Source organism: Geodermatophilus dictyosporus (genome assembly GCF_900115505.1).
Lineage (GTDB): Bacteria > Actinomycetota > Actinomycetes > Mycobacteriales > Geodermatophilaceae > Geodermatophilus > Geodermatophilus dictyosporus.
Genome location: NZ_FOWQ01000002.1, coordinates 135178 through 150209 on the forward strand (window position 1 = coordinate 135178; position 15032 = coordinate 150209).

Consider the following 15032-nt stretch of genomic DNA (forward strand, 5'->3'; position numbering starts at 1 on the left):
CGTGCTGACCGCCGCGGTGCCCTGGCTGTCAGTCGGACCGTCGGACGGTCACGAGGAAGTCGGTGCTCCCCGTCGCGACCACCACACCGGTCCACGGGTCCTCCAGGTGGCCGTCGTCGTCGTCGTCGAAGCCCAGCAGGGCCCGCCCGCTCGGTACGCGGAGCACCGGCTGGACGGTGCCCTCGTCGAGGACCACCTCGATCCCGGTCACCCGTCCCCGGACCCGCTCGTCGTGCTCGACGTGGTGGTGCGTCTCGACCAGCCGCACCTGGCCGTCCGGCGCCGTCCAGCGGGTGCAGCCGAGATCGACGACCCGGTCGCGCTCGATGGCCGGCCCGCAGCACTCGTGCTCCCACCCGCCGACCTCCACGACGACGTCCACCGGTCAATCCCCCGCCGGCTGCTCCTCCGCGGCCGCCGGCTCGCTGTCGTCGCCGATCGTCGCCACCGCACGGGCTGCGTCGGGTCCGTCGTCGAGCAGCACGCGGAAGCCGTCGTCGTCGAGGATCGGCGCCTTGGCCTGCACGGCCTTGTCGTACTTGCCGCCCGGGTCGGCACCGACCACGACGAACCCGGTCTTCTTCGACACCGAGCCGGTCACCTTGCCGCCGCGCTCCTGGATCGCCGCGATGGCCTGGTCGCGGCTGAAGTCGCGCAGCGAGCCGGTGACGACGACGGTGACGCCGGTCAGCGGCCCCGGCCCGGCGTCCTCCCCCTCGTCGGCCATGCGCACCCCGGCGGCCCGCCACTTCTCCACCACCCCGCGGTGCCAGTCGACGGCGAACCAGTCCAGCACCGACCGCGCGATCGTCGGGCCGACCCCGTCGGCCGCGGCGAGCTCCTCCTCACCGGCACCCGCGATCCGGTCCAGCGAGCGGAAGTCGCGGGCCAGCGCCTGCGCCGCCGTCGGGCCGACGTGCCGGATCGAGAGGGCGACCAGCACCCGCCACAGCGGGACGTCCTTGCGGTGCTGCAGGTTGGTCAGCAGCTTGAGGGCGTTGGCGGTCAGCCCGGCGTCCTTCTTGCGCGTGAAGAACGACGACCGCGCGAGCTTCTCCTCGTCCAGGGCGAACAGGTCGCCCTCGTCCTCGATGAGCTGCGCCTGCAGCAGCGCGATCGCCGTCTCGTAGCCCAGCGCCTCCACGTCGAACGCGCCCCGGCCGGCGACGTGGAACACCCGCTCCCGCAGCTGCGCCGGGCAGGACCGGGCGTTGGGGCACCGGATGTCGGCGTCGCCCTCCTTCTCGTGCCGCAGCTCGGTGCCGCACTCCGGGCAGTGCGTGGGCATCACGAACGGGCGCTCGTCGCCGGTGCGGGCGGCGACCACCGGGCCGAGCACCTCGGGGATGACGTCGCCGGCCTTGCGGATGACGACCGTGTCACCGATGAGCACGCCCTTGCGCTCCACCTCGCTGGCGTTGTGCAGCGTGGCCAGCTGGACGGTCGACCCGGCCACCTTGACCGGCTCCATGTAGGCGAACGGCGTGACCCGCCCGGTGCGCCCGACGTTGACCCGGATGTCGAGCAGCTTGGTCGTGGCCTCCTCCGGCGGGTACTTGAAGGCGATCGCCCAGCGCGGCGCGCGCGAGGTCGACCCCAGCCGGCGCTGCAGCGCGACCTGGTCGACCTTGACCACCACGCCGTCGATCTCGTGCTCCACCGAGTGCCGCTGCTCGCGGTAGCGCTCGATGTAGGCCCACACGCCCTCGAGGTCCTCGACGACCTCGAACCGGTCGCTCACCGGCAGCCCCAGCGCCCGCAGCCCGGCGTAGGCCGCCGACTGCCGCTCCGGCGCGAAGCCCTCCCGGGCGCCGAGGCCGTGCACGACCAGCCGCAGCGGCCGCGAGGCGGTGACCCGCGGGTCCTTCTGCCGCAGCGAACCCGCGGCCGCGTTGCGCGGGTTGGCGAAGGGCGCCTTGCCCTGCTCGACCAGGCCCGCGTTCACGTCGGCGAAGCCGGCGACCGGGAAGTAGATCTCGCCGCGCACCTCCAGCAGCGGCGGGACGGTGCCGTCGTCAGGGTCACCGGTGAGCTGCTGCGGGACGTCGTCCATCGTGCGCACGTTGGCGGTGACGTCCTCCCCCGTGACGCCGTCCCCGCGGGTGGCCGCGCGCACCAGCCGGCCCTGCTCGTAGACCAGGTCGACGGCGACGCCGTCCACCTTCAGCTCGCACAGGTACACCGCCGCGGAGCCGACCTCGCGCTCCACCCGGCCGGCCCACGCGGAGAGCTCGTCGCCGGTGAACGCGTTGTCCAGGCTCTGCATCCGCTCCAGGTGCCGCACCGGGGCGAAGGTGGCGGTGAAGCCGCCGTTGACCTTCTGGCTCGGCGAGTCCGGCGTCACCAGCGCCGGGTGGGCGGCCTCCAGCGCGGTGAGCTCGCCCATCAGCTCGTCGTACTGGCCGTCGCTGACCAGCGGCGCGTCCTGCACGTAGTAGGCGAACGCGTAGCGGTCGAGCTCCTCGGACAGGTCGCGGTGGCGGGTCCGCGCGTCGTCGGGGACCTCGGTGACGTCGGCCCGGTCGACCACGGCGTCGACCTGCGGGACGTCGACCTCGGCTGCGTCGGTGCTCACGGCGCGACGGTATCCGGCGGGTGGGACAGCGGAACGCCGCGGCGCGGGCGCCACCCGTCCGGGCGCACGTCCCCGCGCCTGGACGGCTCGCTCACCCGGTCGGCGTCACCGCGGCGGGCGGCGACCCGGGAGGTCCGGCGTCCCGGCGGGGCGGGCGCACCTCGGCGAGCGAGCACACGGCGAGGAGGGCGGCGAGGACGCCGAGCGCGACCCGGCCGTCGGCGAGCAGGACCCAGGCCACCAGGGCGAGGACGAGGCCGGTCACGGCGTTGACCGCCCGGTACCAGGCGGGCCGGGTGCGGCCGAGCCGCGCGTACCGCTCGAGTGCGCCACCCGTCCCGGGCGGCGGGGCGAAGTCGCCGCGGACGGCGGCGCGCAGACCCTGGACGGCGCCGCGCCCCTCCACCCGCTCGAGGCCCTCGACCGCCCGGCCGGCCAGGAGGTCGGGCAGCACGCCGGCCGGCCGGCCGGCCAGGCCGAGCAGGGCGGCGAACCGGGCGAGGACCGCCTCCGGGGCGCCGGTGTCGGCCAGCACCCCCGCCACGGCGTGCACCGGCCGGCCGGTCGCCCTGGCGAGCAGGTCGGGGTCCCCGGGGGACACGCCCCAGCGGTGCCGGTCGACCTCCCGCCCGCCCCGGTACAGCACGTACTCCAGGTCGGCGTGCGAGCGGCGCAGGACCAGGGCCGTCGTCCGCGGCCCGGCCGCGCCGAGGTGCAGCGCCCGGGCCTCGGCGGAGCGCGCGCCGTCGGGTGCGACCAGCGTCCACTCGCCGTCGCCCACGAGGGAGACGGCGTCGCGCGACGTCCCGACCGCCTCGCGCACGCGGTGGACGGGGACCCGCAGCAGCAGGACCCCGTCCTGGTCGTGCACCTCGTCGTCGGTCACCTGCAGCTCGGACGGGACGGCGGCGCGGACGAGCTCCACGGCCTCGGTGCCGTCCCGCCAGTCCGCGGCCACGAGGGGGACGCCGGTGCCGTCGCGTCCGACGAGGGTCCACTCCTCGCCCGGGGAGCGCACGAGCCCGATCACGTCGGCCCAGCGCACGGTGAGCAGCCGCCCCTCCCCCAGGTCGACGCCGGCACCCTCCGGCCCGACGACGAGCTCCGCGCCCCGCGGCGCGCCGGAGCGCCGCGCGCGGCGGAACACCCGGCCGGTCACCCGGTCGGCCGACCACTGCGGCAGGCGGGGCAGGCCGGCCGGCGCCTCGGTGCCCGCGGCCACCCCCAGGACGGCGGCGTCGCGGAGAGCGGCGGCGACCGCGCGCACCTGCTCCGCGTCGAGCCGCTCCGCCTCCTCGCGCAGCTCGGCCCCGGTCGTGACGGGCGAGCCGGTGACCAGGCCGCGCGCCGTCGCCCGCGCCTCGTCCGCGTCCGACCGCGGGTCGGCCAGGTACTCGGCGACCAGCGCCCGCTCGTGGTCGAGCTCCGCCGGCTGCGGCCCCTCGTCGGCGAGGCGCTGCACCTCCCGCCAGAGCAGCCGGGCGACGACCGCCTCCTCCCCCGGCCGCGCGTCGGACGAGAGGACGACCACCCGGCGTCCGGCGTCCACCGGCACCTGGTCGAGCTCGACGGCGTAGGCGACACCGCGGCGGGAGCGCAGCTCCTCCTCCACCCGGGCCCGCAGGATCCCGGCGGTGGCCGCGTCCGCCGGGCCGCGCGGTAGCTCGGCGGCCACCGCGACCCGCTCGTCGACGGGCAGCTCGGTCCAGGCCGGTGTCGGCAGGTCGCGGCGCAGCTGGGGCGCCCGCTCCGGCACCGGGCCACCGGGCAGCGGGAGGGACAGCTCCGCGGGCACCGGGCCGACCAGCCACAGCGCCGCGTTCCCGGCGACGAACCACCGCCGGGCCCAGGCGCGCACCTGGTCGGCCGTCACCGCGCGCAGCGCCGGCTCGCGCATCGACGCCAGCCCCGGCCCCGAGGCGCCGTAGAGCTCGCCCAGGAGGACCGCGGTGTCGGGCGCGGCGGCCAGCCCGCGCTCGCTGCGCAGCACGTCGGCGTCGACCGCGAGCCGGTCGGTCGGCAGGTCGGCGAGCGCGGTGCAGACGGTCTCCAGGACCCGGGCGACCCGCTCGGGTGCCCCGGTCGCGGTGAACTCCGTGACGGCGAGGTCGACCGACGCGTTGGTCTCGACCGTCGTCCGGCCGAGGGCGCCCATGGCCAGGTGCTCGACGAGGTGGGTGATGCCGCCCCGGACGAAGGTCTCGTCGCGGCGGCCGACCCCGAACACGAGCCCGGCCGCCAGGGGCGGCGGGCCGTCGGCCACGAACACGGGGATGCCGTCGACGGTCAGCTGGCGCACCGCGGCAGCGTAGGAGGGCGGCGCTCACCCGGCGCACGTACGCGCCGACGCACCGTCACTCCGGCACCAGGTACCTCGCGGCCTCGCGGACGTGGGTCATCGCCGCCCGGGCGTACGCGGGGCTGGCCCCGGCCAGCCCGCACGCGGGCGTCAGCGTGACCGCCTCGTGCAGCGCGTCGGCCGCGAACCCGAGCTCGCGCCACCAGCCCTGCAGCCGGGAGGCGGTCGCCTTCGGCGCCGGCAGCGGCGCGTCGGTGCCGGGGACGACGCCGGGCAGCAGGTGCGTGCCGGCCTCGACGGCGGCCCCGAGCGCGTCGAGGTCCTGCACGAGGCCCAGGTCGAACGACAGCGCGCCGGCCCCGGCGGCCCGCAGCAGGTCCAGCGGCGCGCGGGAGGCGCAGCAGTGGACGACGACCGGTCCGGGCAGCGCCTCGACGACCGCGGCGAGCTCGGCCTGCACGACGGCCGCCTCGACGGCGGCCAGCCGGCCGAAGCCGCTCGCCGTCGGCAGCGACCCCTGCAGGACGGCGGGCAGCGACGGCTCGTCGAGCTGCACGACCACCCGCGCGCCGGGCACGCGGGCCGCGACGTCGGCGACGTGCGCGGCGATCCCCTCGGCCAGCGACTGCCCGAGGTCGCGGCGGGCACCGGGGTCGACGACCGCCCGCTCGCCGCGCTCGCGCTCCAGCCCGGCGGCGAGCGTCCACGGGCCCGCCGCCTGCACCTTGAACGGGCCGTCGTGGGTGCCCGCGACCTCGTGCACGGCGTCGAGGTCGCGCAGCAGGAACTCCTGCGCCCGGCGCAGGTCCACGCCCCCGCGCGGCACCAGGCGCCAGCCGGCCGGCGTCAGGTCGACGGCCAGGTCGACCAGCAGCGCCGCGCTGCGGCCGAGGAGGTCGGCGCCGGCGCCCCGGGCGGGCAGCTCGGGCAGGTGCGGCAGGCCGGGCAGCTCGCCGAGCACCACGCGCAGGGCCTCGGCCGGGTCGGTGCCGGGCAGGGACCCGACGCCCGAGGCCGGCCCCCACGGTGCGGGAGCCGGCCTCGGGTCGGTGTTCTCGGTGCTGGGCTCGGTCGGGGACGCCACGGCGGCGACGGTAGTCCGGCGCCGCCGCGGCACCCCCGGGGGTCAGACGGTGCAGGGCCCCCGACCGGACAGGTCGTCGTCGAACGGCTGCGCCGGGTCGAGCGACACGGCGCGGTCGAGCGCCGGCGGGGCGACCGGACCGGGCTGCGCGTCGAGGTAGGCGTTGAACGCGTCGACGTCGTTGGGCCCGGTGGCCGCGGTCGTGTCCGGCACCCGGCCGGTGCGGAAGGCGGTGAAGCCGTCCCCGCCCTCGACGAGGAAGGAGTTGGCCACCACCGTGTAGAAGGCGCCGAGGTCCAACGCCTGCCCACCGACGAGGATCGACGCCGGGTCGATCCGGTCGCCCACCGGCCGGCGCGGGTCGAAGGAGTAGGTCAGACCCGACACCGACAGCTGCAGGAAGCTCGGCGAGCCGCTCCGGGTGGCCCACTGCTGCTCGAGCACCTGCTCGATGGCCGCCCCGGTCAGCTGCACGCTGTTGACCGTGTTGCTGAACGGCTGGACGGCGAAGGTCTCGGCGTAGGTGATGGTCCCGGCCGGCGTGCCCGACGCGCAGTTGATGTCGGCGCGCAGCCCGCCGGGGTTCATGAACGCCACCTGGGCGCCGGGGACGGCGGCGAGCTGGGCGTCGGCGACCAGGTTGCCCAGCGACGACTCCGAGTCACGGACCGGGGCACCGGACCGGTACGCCCGGTCCAGGTCGGCCGCCTGCTGCCCGACCGGCACGTCGCCCGCCTCGGCGGCGCGGGCCTCCCAGTAGCTGACGATCGACTGGACCGCCGGGTCCGGGGCGGTCTGGCGGACCGGCACGTTCGTGGCGGTCGCGGTCTCGCGGACGACGTCGCCGTCGCTGCCGATCCGGAACCGGATGTCGGTCAGCGCCTTGCCGTAGAAGCCGGCCTGGGTGACCGGGCGCGGGTCGCCGGCGGGGTCGGGCAGGACGCAGTCGTAGGGCACGTGGGTGTGCGCGCTGACGATGACGTCGACGGACGCGTCGACGGCGGCGTTGATGGCGCCGACCGGGGTGCCGGCCATGTCGCCGACGCAGCGGTCGTAGCCGCCGCCGGCGCCCTGGGTGCCGCCCTCGTGGACCATGACGACGATCGCCTCGACGCCCTTGCCCTGCAGCTCGGCGGCGTAGTGGTTGACCGCCTCGGCCTCGTCGCCGAACTCCAGGCCGGCGATGCCCGCGGCCGCGACGATGTCCGGGGTGTCGTCGGTGACGACGCCGATCAGCCCGACCTCCCGGTTGCCGGTGGTCCGCACGACCTCGTACGGCGGGAGGATCGGCTCGCCGGTGGCCGTGTCGGTCACGTTGGCCGCCAGGTACGGGAACTGCGCGCCCTCGAAGGCGTGCTCGCCCTCGCCGAAGCAGCCGTCGACACCCGGGGTGATGCCCTCGCACGCCTCGACGTCGTCGGAGAACGTGTCGTCGGTGGCGCCGGAGATGCGGTAGAGCTCGTCCTGGCCGCGGTCGAACTCGTGGTTGCCCACCGCGGAGAAGTCCAGGCCGAGGGCGTTGAGCACCTCGATGGTGGGCTCGTCCTTGAACACGCTGGAGTTGAACGGCGAGGCGCTGACCAGGTCGCCGGCGCCCACGAAGAAGGTGTTCCTCGCCGGGCCGCCCCAGTCCTCGCGGATGTCGGCGAGGGTGGTCGCGACGTTCGCCGCGCCGCCGACCTTCTCGACGACGTTGTCGGCGGCGGTCGCGTAGTCCCCGTCCGGTCCCGGCGAGGTGACCAGCTCGCCGTCGCCACCGGTCTGCGGGCTGATCCGGCCGTGGAAGTCGTTCATGGCGACGAGCTGGACCGGCAGGCCGCCCGCGCCGTCCCCCGGCGCGGCCTGGGCGGCCGGAGCGGCCAGGATGCCGGCCGTGGTGGCCACCGCGGCTGCGGCGGCCAGCGTGGAGCGCGATCTGCGCAAGGAGTCCTCCGAGGACGTGCGGACCCGACCGCCGGGACCGGCGGTCGGGAGCCGAGCCGCGTGGCGCTGCTCGGGGAGTGGCTCGCCGCACACGCTAGGTGACGGACCCGTCCGGCACCAGGCCCGGCCGGTGACGCCCCGGTGACCTCCGGGGGTCAGCGCGTGACCGGCGCCTGGCCGAGCACGAGGTCGCCGCGCACCGGGTCCGGCGCGTAGAGCACGGCCGACTGCCCGGGGGCCACGCCGCGCTCCGACCGCGCCAGGGTGAGCACCAGCCCGCCGTCGGGTGCGGCGTCCACCGTGCAGGCCACCGGGGTGCCGTGGGCGCGCAGCTGCACCTCCGCGCGCAGCGGCAGCGCCGGCGCCGGGCCGGTCCAGGTGGGCGGCCCGGTGCGGACGACGTCGACGCCGGTCAGCTCCGCCGTCCCGACGGTCACCGTGCGGGTGACCGGCTCGATGGACAGGACGTAGCGCGGCCGCTGGTCACCCACCGCCAGGCCCAGCCCGCGCCGCTGCCCGACGGTGAACCCGTGGGTGCCCTCGTGGCTGCCCACCGTCGCGCCGGTGGCGGCGTCGACCACCGGTCCCGGCGCGGCCCCCAGCCGGCGCGTGAGGAAGCCCCGGGTGTCGCCGTCGGGGATGAAGCAGATGTCGTGCGAGTCGGGCTTGGTCGCCACCGCGAAGCCGCGCTCGGCGGCGATCGCGCGGACCCGCTCCTTGGTCGTCGACCCGAGCGGGAAGCGCGCCCCCGCCAGCTGCTCGGCGGTGAGCACGCCGAGCACGTAGGACTGGTCCTTGGCCGCGTCGACCGACCGGCGCAGCTGCCCGTCGGCCAGCCGCGCGTGGTGGCCGGTGACGACGGCGTCGAAGCCCAGCGCCCGGGCGCGGTCGAGCACCGCGGTGAACTTGATCCGCTCGTTGCAGCGCAGGCAGGGGTTGGGGGTGCGCCCGGCCGCGTACTCGGCCACGAAGTCCTCGACGACGTCCTCGCGGAACCGGTCGGCGAGGTCCCAGACGTAGAACGGGATGCCCAGCTCGTCGGCCACCCGGCGGGCGTCGTGCGCGTCCTCCACGCTGCAGCAGCCGCGGGCGCCGCTGCGCAGGGTCTGCCGGTCCGGCGAGAGCGCCAGGTGCACGCCGGTGACGTCGTGGCCGGCGTCGACGGCCAGCGCGGCGGCCACCGCGGAGTCCACGCCCCCGCTCATCGCGGCGAGCACCCGCATCAGCGGCGTCCCATCCCGGCCCGCCGGGCGCGCTCCACCACCGGCCCGATCACGGCCAGCAGGGCGTCGACGTCCGCGCCGGTCGAGGTGTGCCCCAGGCTGAAGCGCAGCGAGCTGCGGGCGCGCGCGGCGCCGGCCCCCACGGCGGTGAGCACGTGGCTGGGCCGGGCCACGCCGGCGCTGCAGGCCGAGCCGGTGGAGCACTCGATGCCGCGGGCGTCGAGCAGCATGAGCAGCGCGTCGCCCTCGGCGCCCGGGAAGGACAGGTGCGCGTTGCCGGGCAGCCGGCCCGGGCCGCCGGCGACGACGTCGTCGAGCGGCGCGCCGTTGAGCTGGGCGTCGGGCACCTGCTCGAGCACCCCGGCCACCAGCCGGTCGCGCAGCGCGGCCAGCCGGCCGGCCCGCTCCTCCCGGCCGGCGACGGCGGCGCCGGCGGCCACGGCCAGCCCGACGATGACGGGCACGTCGAGGGTCCCCGACCGGACGTCGCGCTCCTGGCCGCCGCCGTGCAGCAGGGGCGTGCACTCCGCGTCGCGGCGCAGCAGCAGCGCCCCGGCGCCCATCGGGCCGCCGAGCTTGTGCCCGGTCAGGGTGAGCGCGTCGGCGCCGCTGGCGGCGAAGTCGACCGGCACCTGGCCGACGGCCTGCACCGCGTCGGTGTGCAGCGGCACCCCGGCGGCGTGGGCGGCCTCGGCGAGCGCGGCGACGCCGCTCACCGTGCCGATCTCGTTGTTGGCCCACATGACGCTGGCCACCGCGACGTCGGACCCGTCGCCGAGCGCCTCGGTGAGCGCCTCGGGCGTGACCCGGCCGCTGGGCTCCAGCCGCAGCCAGGTGACCTCGGCGCCCTCGTGCTTGGCCAGCCACTCGGCGCTGTCGAGGACGGCGTGGTGCTCGGCCGGGCTGACCACCAGCCGGCGGCGGCGCGCGTCGGCCTCCCGCCGGGCCCAGAACAGGCCCTTGAGCGCGAGGTTGTCGCTCTCGGTGCCGCCGCCGGTGAACAGCACCTCCGACGGGCGGGCCCCCAGCGCCTCGGCCAGCCGCTCCCGGGCCTGCTCGGCGGCGCGGCGGGCGGCGCGGCCCCCGGCGTGCAGCGAGGAGGCGTTGCCCACGCGGCCCATCTGCTCGGTCACCGCGGCGAGGACCTCGGGCAGCACCGGGGTGGTCGCCGCGTGGTCGAGGTAGGTCACCTGCCCTCCTCGCTGGCGTCCACCGGCTCCGCGCCCGCCTCGTCCTGCACCCTCGCGGCCGTGCGTCCGCCTCCGCCGCCAGGGTAGTCGTCCTCCGCGCCGCCGCCTCCGGCCCGGCCGCACACCGCGGCGCCCAGCAGCGCCAGCCCGGCGAGCACGGCCGTGGCGACGACGACCGCGGCCGCCAGCGGCAGCACCCCCGCGGTCGCCGCGGCCACGAGGACGCCCACCAGGCCGACGGCGAGGGCCGACCCGGCGACGTCGGCGATCTGGAAGGCCGCCGAGTCCGCGCCGCGCCGGTGCTCCGGCGAGCGCTCCAGCAGCAGCACCCCGACGCTGGGCATCCCGAGGCCCATGCCCAGGCCGGCGACCGCCCACGTCAGGTAGGCCGGCCACGCCCCGGAGACCGGCGCCGCGACCACGGCGGTGGCCGCGGTGCCGGTGGCCAGCAGCAGGAAGCCGGCGCGCAGCAGCACCAGCCGCGAGGCCCCGGGACGGCGGCCCTGCAGCTGCGAGGCGAGCGCCCAGCCGACCGCGCCGGCCGTCAGCGGCACGCCCGCGGCGGTCGGACCGGCGCCGTGCAGCTCGGTGAGGGCCAGGGGCAGCAGCGCGTCCATGCCGAAGAAGGCCCCGGCCAGCAGGCCGCGCGAGGCGACCACGGTGGGCAGCCCCGGGCGGGCGCGGACCGTGCCGCGGGGCAGCAGCGGCCGCAGGCCGGCGGCCAGCGCGGCCAGCCCGACGGCGGCGACCAGCAGCGCCGGGCCGTCCCGGCGCTGCCCGGCGTACTGCAGGAGGGCCAGGCCCAGGCCGGCCAGGACCGCCCACCAGCGCCGGGCGGGGGCCGGGACCCGGCTGCCCTCCCCCGGCCCGCGCAGCGTGCGCAGCGCCGGCAGGACCAGCGCCAGGCCCGCCGCGACCAGGGGCAGCAGCGCCAGGAACACCCAGCGCCAGCCGGCGTGCGTGGTGACCAGCCCCGCCGCCAGCGGGCCGACCAGCGCGGGCAGCACCCAGGCCGCCGAGATCGCCCCGAACAGCCGCGGCCGGGCCGCCGCGGGGTAGGCCTGCCCGGCGACGACGTAGAGGGAGACCGCGATCAGCCCCGCGCCGGCGCCCTGCACCGCGCGGGCGGCCACGAACAGCGCCATGCTGCCGGCGAGCCCCGCGGCGAGCAGGCCCGCGGCGAACACCGTCACCCCGGCCAGCAGCGCCGCCCGCGGGCCGCGACGGTCGCCGGTGTCCCCGCCGACGACCATGCCGAACACGGAGGCCACGAGGAAGGCGCTGAAGGGCCAGCCGTACCAGGCCAGCCCGTCGAGATCGCGGACCGCCGTCGGCATCGCCGTCCCCACGGCCATCGCCTCGAAGGCGATGAAGGTGACCAGGGTGAGCAGGCCGGCCGTCGTCAGCCGGTACCGGCGGTCGAACACGCCGGGCGTCGCCTCGTGCACCCCTCCCCCTCCTGACACACGTCGGGCGCCGGCCCCCGCGGGGGCCGGCGCCCGACGGGCGACCTGCTGCTCAGCCCCTGCGGGAGGCGATCTGCTCGGTGGCGGCGGGGACGACCTGGAACAGGTCGCCGACGACGCCGAAGTCGGCCAGCTCGAAGATCGGGGCCTCGGGGTCCTTGTTGACGGCCACGATGGTCTTGCTGGTCTGCATGCCGGCGCGGTGCTGGATGGCACCGGAGATGCCGACGGCGATGTAGAGGGTCGGGCTGACGGTCTTGCCGGTCTGCCCGACCTGGAAGCTGTGCGGGTAGAAGCCGGAGTCGACCGCGGCGCGCGAGGCGCCGACGGCCGCGCCGAGGGAGTCGGCCAGGCCCTCGATGATCGAGAAGTTCTCCGCGCTGGCCACGCCGCGGCCACCGGAGACGACGATCGCCGCCTCGGTGAGCTCGGGCCGGTTGCTCTTCTGCTCGACGACCTTGTCGACCACGCGGGTCTGCTTGGCCTGCTCGGACAGGCTGACCTCGACCGGCACCTGCTCGCCGGCCGCGGGCGCGGGCTCGGGGGTCACGGAGTTGCCGCGCAGCGTGTAGATCGGCGTCCCCACCGTCACCTTCGAGTGCACGATCTGGGCGCCGGCGAAGACCACCTGGGTGGCGGTGCCGTCGGGCGCGATCTCGGTGACGTCGGTGAGGAAGCCGCTACCGGTCTTGAGCGCCAGCCGGCCGGCGACCTCGCGGCCCTCCGGGGAGGAGGGGATGACGACGGCGGCCGGCGACACCTGTGCCACGAGCTGCGCGAGCACCTCGGCCTTGGGGGCGACGAGGTACTCGTCGATCTCCGGGGACTCGGCGACGTAGACCTTCGCCGCGCCGTACTCGGCGAGCCGGTCACGGGCGCCGGCGGCGACGCCGGGGCCGCCGGCGACGACCGCCGAGACCTCACCGAGCGCACGTGCGGCGGTGAGCGCCTCCAGGGTGCCCTTGCGGACGGTGCCGTCGGCCGGGTTCAGCTCGACGAGGACCAGGACCTCTGCCATGGGTGTTCAGTCTCCTCTTCGCTGCGATCGCCGGCCGGTCAGACGAGCTTCTGCTCGACGAGGTAGCCCACGAGCTTCTGGGCGCCGTCGCCCTCGTCGGTCACCTTGACACCCTCGCCCTTGGGCGGGCGGCCGGTGACGTCGACGACCGCGCTGGTGGCGGTGGCCAGGCCGACGGTGGAGGGGTCGATGCCCAGGTCGGCGAGGGACATGGTCGTCACCGGCTTCTTCTTGGCGGCCATGATCCCCTTGAAGGAGGGGTAGCGCGGCTCGTTGATGGTGTCCCAGGTGGACACGATCGCCGGCAGCGGTGCCTCCAGGGCCCAGAACCCGCCGTCGGTCTGCCGCTCGACCTTCACCGTCGAGCCCTCGACGGTGAGCTTCTGCGCGCCCGACAGCTGCGGGATGCCGAGGCGCTCGGACAGCAGGGCCGGCATGACGGCGACCTGCCCGTCGGTGGAGGTCGCGCCCATGAGCACCAGGTCGTAGTCCAGCTGCTGCAGCGCCGCGGCCAGGATCGCCGAGGTCTGGATCGCGCACGAGCCGTGGATGGCGTCGTCGGTCACGTGGACGGCCTTGTCGGCGCCCATCGACAGCGCCTTGCGGATCGCGTCGGTCGCCGAGGCCGGGCCGACGGTGAGGATGGTGACCTCGCCGCCCTGGGCCTGCTTGACCTGCAGCGCCTCCTCGATGGCGTACTCGTCGATCTCGTTGATGACGTTGTCCGCTCCTGCGCGGGCGACGGTGTTGTCCGACGGGTCCAGCGAGCGCTGGGTGCCGGAGTCGGGTACCTGCTTGACCAGAACGACGATGTTCATCGCCAGACCTACCTCCGCGATCGGTCATGGGGGACGCGGGCCACGGCCCGCCTGGCTCCGATAGTGGAGGTTACTGCGGGGTAACGGCCCCCCGTGCCCGGGTGCCCGTGACGGCGGTCACGCCGTCCAGCGGCCGGTGGCGGTGAACTCCTCCAGCACCGCCGCGGCGGGCGCCAGGTCCAGGCCCCGGGCGGCCACCCACTCGTCGGCGAAGTACGTGTCGGCGTACCGCTCGCCGCCGTCGCAGAGCAGGGTGACCACGCTCCCGGTGCGCCCCTCGGCGAGCATCTCGGCGACCAGCCGGAACGCGCCCCACAGGTTGGTGCCGGTCGAGCCGCCGGCCCGCCGGCCGGTCACCCGCTCCAGGTGGCGGGTGGCCGCCAGCGAGGCGGCGTCGGGGACGCGGATCATGCGGTCGACCACCGTGGGCAGGAAGGACGGCTCCACCCGCGGCCGGCCGATGCCCTCGATCCGCGACGGCGTCCCCGTCGTCGCGCCCGGGTCGTCGGCCACCCAGCCGGGGAAGAACGCCGAGCCCTCCGGGTCGACCACGGCCAGCCGGGTCGGGTGCCGCCGGTAGCGCAGGTAGCGGCCGAAGGTGGCGCTGGTGCCGCCGGTGCCCGCGCCGACCACCACCCACTCGGGCACCGGGTGGCGCTCCAGGGCCAGCTGCTCGAACACCGACTCGGCGATGGTGTTGTTGCCGCGCCAGTCGGTGGCCCGCTCGGCGTGGGTGAACTGGTCGAGGTAGTGCCCGCCGGTCTCGGCGGCCAGCCGGCGGGCCTCGTCGTAGACGTCGGAGGCGCGCTCGACCAGGTGGCAGCGGCCGTCGTACCGCTCGATCAGCGCGATCTTCTCCCGGCTGGTCGAGGCCGGCATGACCGCGACGAAGGGCAGGCCGAGCATCCGCGCGACGTAGGCCTCGCTGACCGCCGTCGACCCGCTCGAGGCCTCGACGACGGTGCTGCCCTCGGTGATCCAGCCCGAGCACAGCGCGTGCAGGAACAGCGAGCGCGCCAGCCGGTGCTTGAGGCTGCCCGTCGGGTGCGTCGACTCGTCCTTGAGGTAGAGGTCGACGCCCCACTCCGGCGGCAGGGGGTAGACGAGCAGGTGGGTGTCGGCGCTGCGCAGCGCGTCGGCCTCGACGGCGGCCACCGCGCGGTCGACCCAGGCCCGGCCGGCGGGGTCGGAGCGGTCGACGTCGGCGGCGGCGGTCGGGGCGGGCTGGCTCACCGGGCCAGTCTGGTGCACCGCCGGCACGGCCGGGCACGCTGCGTCGTCGCGGGACTGCACTGCGGTGGGGCGCGGCGCCGGGGATCCGCGCCGGGCGCGCGCGGGGACCGCGGCCGGGCCGCCCGGACGCCGCGCTGCCTACGCTCCCCGCCGCCACCCGCCTGCCCGGCCGGCCCGCGGCACCACGGCCGGCCTGCCGAGGA

General features: G+C 76.7%; 11 protein-coding genes. All 11 read right to left on the reverse strand.

Annotated elements, in window-relative coordinates:
• Positions 1 to 28: 28 nt before the first annotated feature.
• Positions 29 to 382 carry a hypothetical protein gene (locus BMZ33_RS04215; protein WP_091108212.1) on the reverse strand — a complete coding sequence of 118 codons (354 nt, stop codon included), beginning with the start codon at positions 380 to 382 and terminating at the stop codon, positions 29 to 31.
• A gap of 3 nt (positions 383 to 385) precedes the next feature.
• Entirely contained in the window at positions 386 to 2575 is a 2190-nt protein-coding gene (gene ligA / locus BMZ33_RS04220; protein WP_091108215.1) for an NAD-dependent DNA ligase LigA, read from the reverse strand.
• 91 nt (positions 2576 to 2666) lie between these two features.
• A complete protein-coding gene (locus BMZ33_RS04225; RefSeq protein WP_091108217.1) occupies positions 2667 to 4874 on the reverse strand; it encodes a peptidase M16 family protein in 2208 nt (735 codons plus the stop codon).
• A 55-nt stretch (positions 4875 to 4929) separates the two neighbouring features.
• A complete protein-coding gene (locus tag BMZ33_RS04230) occupies positions 4930 to 5958 on the reverse strand; it encodes a methionine synthase (protein ID WP_091108219.1) in 1029 nt (342 codons plus the stop codon).
• Between the two features lie 42 nt (positions 5959 to 6000).
• On the reverse strand, positions 6001 to 7881 hold the full coding sequence (locus BMZ33_RS04235) for a bifunctional metallophosphatase/5'-nucleotidase (RefSeq protein ID WP_091108221.1): 1881 nt from the start codon (positions 7879 to 7881) through the stop codon (positions 6001 to 6003).
• A gap of 155 nt (positions 7882 to 8036) precedes the next feature.
• A complete protein-coding gene (gene mnmA, locus BMZ33_RS04240; RefSeq protein ID WP_091108223.1) occupies positions 8037 to 9104 on the reverse strand; it encodes a tRNA 2-thiouridine(34) synthase MnmA in 1068 nt (355 codons plus the stop codon).
• Entirely contained in the window at positions 9104 to 10294 is a 1191-nt protein-coding gene (locus BMZ33_RS04245; protein WP_091108225.1) for a cysteine desulfurase family protein, read from the reverse strand. The genes mnmA and BMZ33_RS04245 overlap by 1 nt, the downstream gene beginning before the upstream one ends.
• Positions 10291 to 11742 carry an MFS transporter gene (locus BMZ33_RS04250; protein WP_091108227.1) on the reverse strand — a complete coding sequence of 484 codons (1452 nt, stop codon included), beginning with the start codon at positions 11740 to 11742 and terminating at the stop codon, positions 10291 to 10293. The genes BMZ33_RS04245 and BMZ33_RS04250 overlap by 4 nt, the downstream gene beginning before the upstream one ends.
• A gap of 70 nt (positions 11743 to 11812) precedes the next feature.
• Positions 11813 to 12778, reverse strand: a complete 966-nt coding sequence (locus BMZ33_RS04255; RefSeq protein WP_091108229.1) for an electron transfer flavoprotein subunit alpha/FixB family protein — start codon at positions 12776 to 12778, stop codon at positions 11813 to 11815.
• Between the two features lie 38 nt (positions 12779 to 12816).
• Complete coding sequence (locus BMZ33_RS04260; RefSeq protein WP_091108231.1) at positions 12817 to 13596, reverse strand: electron transfer flavoprotein subunit beta/FixA family protein; 780 nt, start codon at positions 13594 to 13596, stop codon at positions 12817 to 12819.
• 117 nt (positions 13597 to 13713) lie between these two features.
• Positions 13714 to 14829 carry an L-cysteine desulfhydrase Cds1 gene (cds1, locus tag BMZ33_RS04265; protein ID WP_091108852.1) on the reverse strand — a complete coding sequence of 372 codons (1116 nt, stop codon included), beginning with the start codon at positions 14827 to 14829 and terminating at the stop codon, positions 13714 to 13716.
• Between the last annotated feature and the right edge of the window lie 203 nt (positions 14830 to 15032).

Bases quoted from the DNA above. Each gene is read 5' to 3' on its own strand.
- mnmA (WP_091108223.1), bottom strand. From the start codon at position 9,104: ATGCGGGTGCTCGCCGCGATGAGCGGGGGCGTGGACTCCGCGGTGGCC.
- BMZ33_RS04260 (WP_091108231.1), bottom strand. From the start codon at position 13,596: ATGAACATCGTCGTTCTGGTCAAGCAGGTACCCGACTCCGGCACCCAG.
- BMZ33_RS04255 (WP_091108229.1), bottom strand. From the start codon at position 12,778: ATGGCAGAGGTCCTGGTCCTCGTCGAGCTGAACCCGGCCGACGGCACC.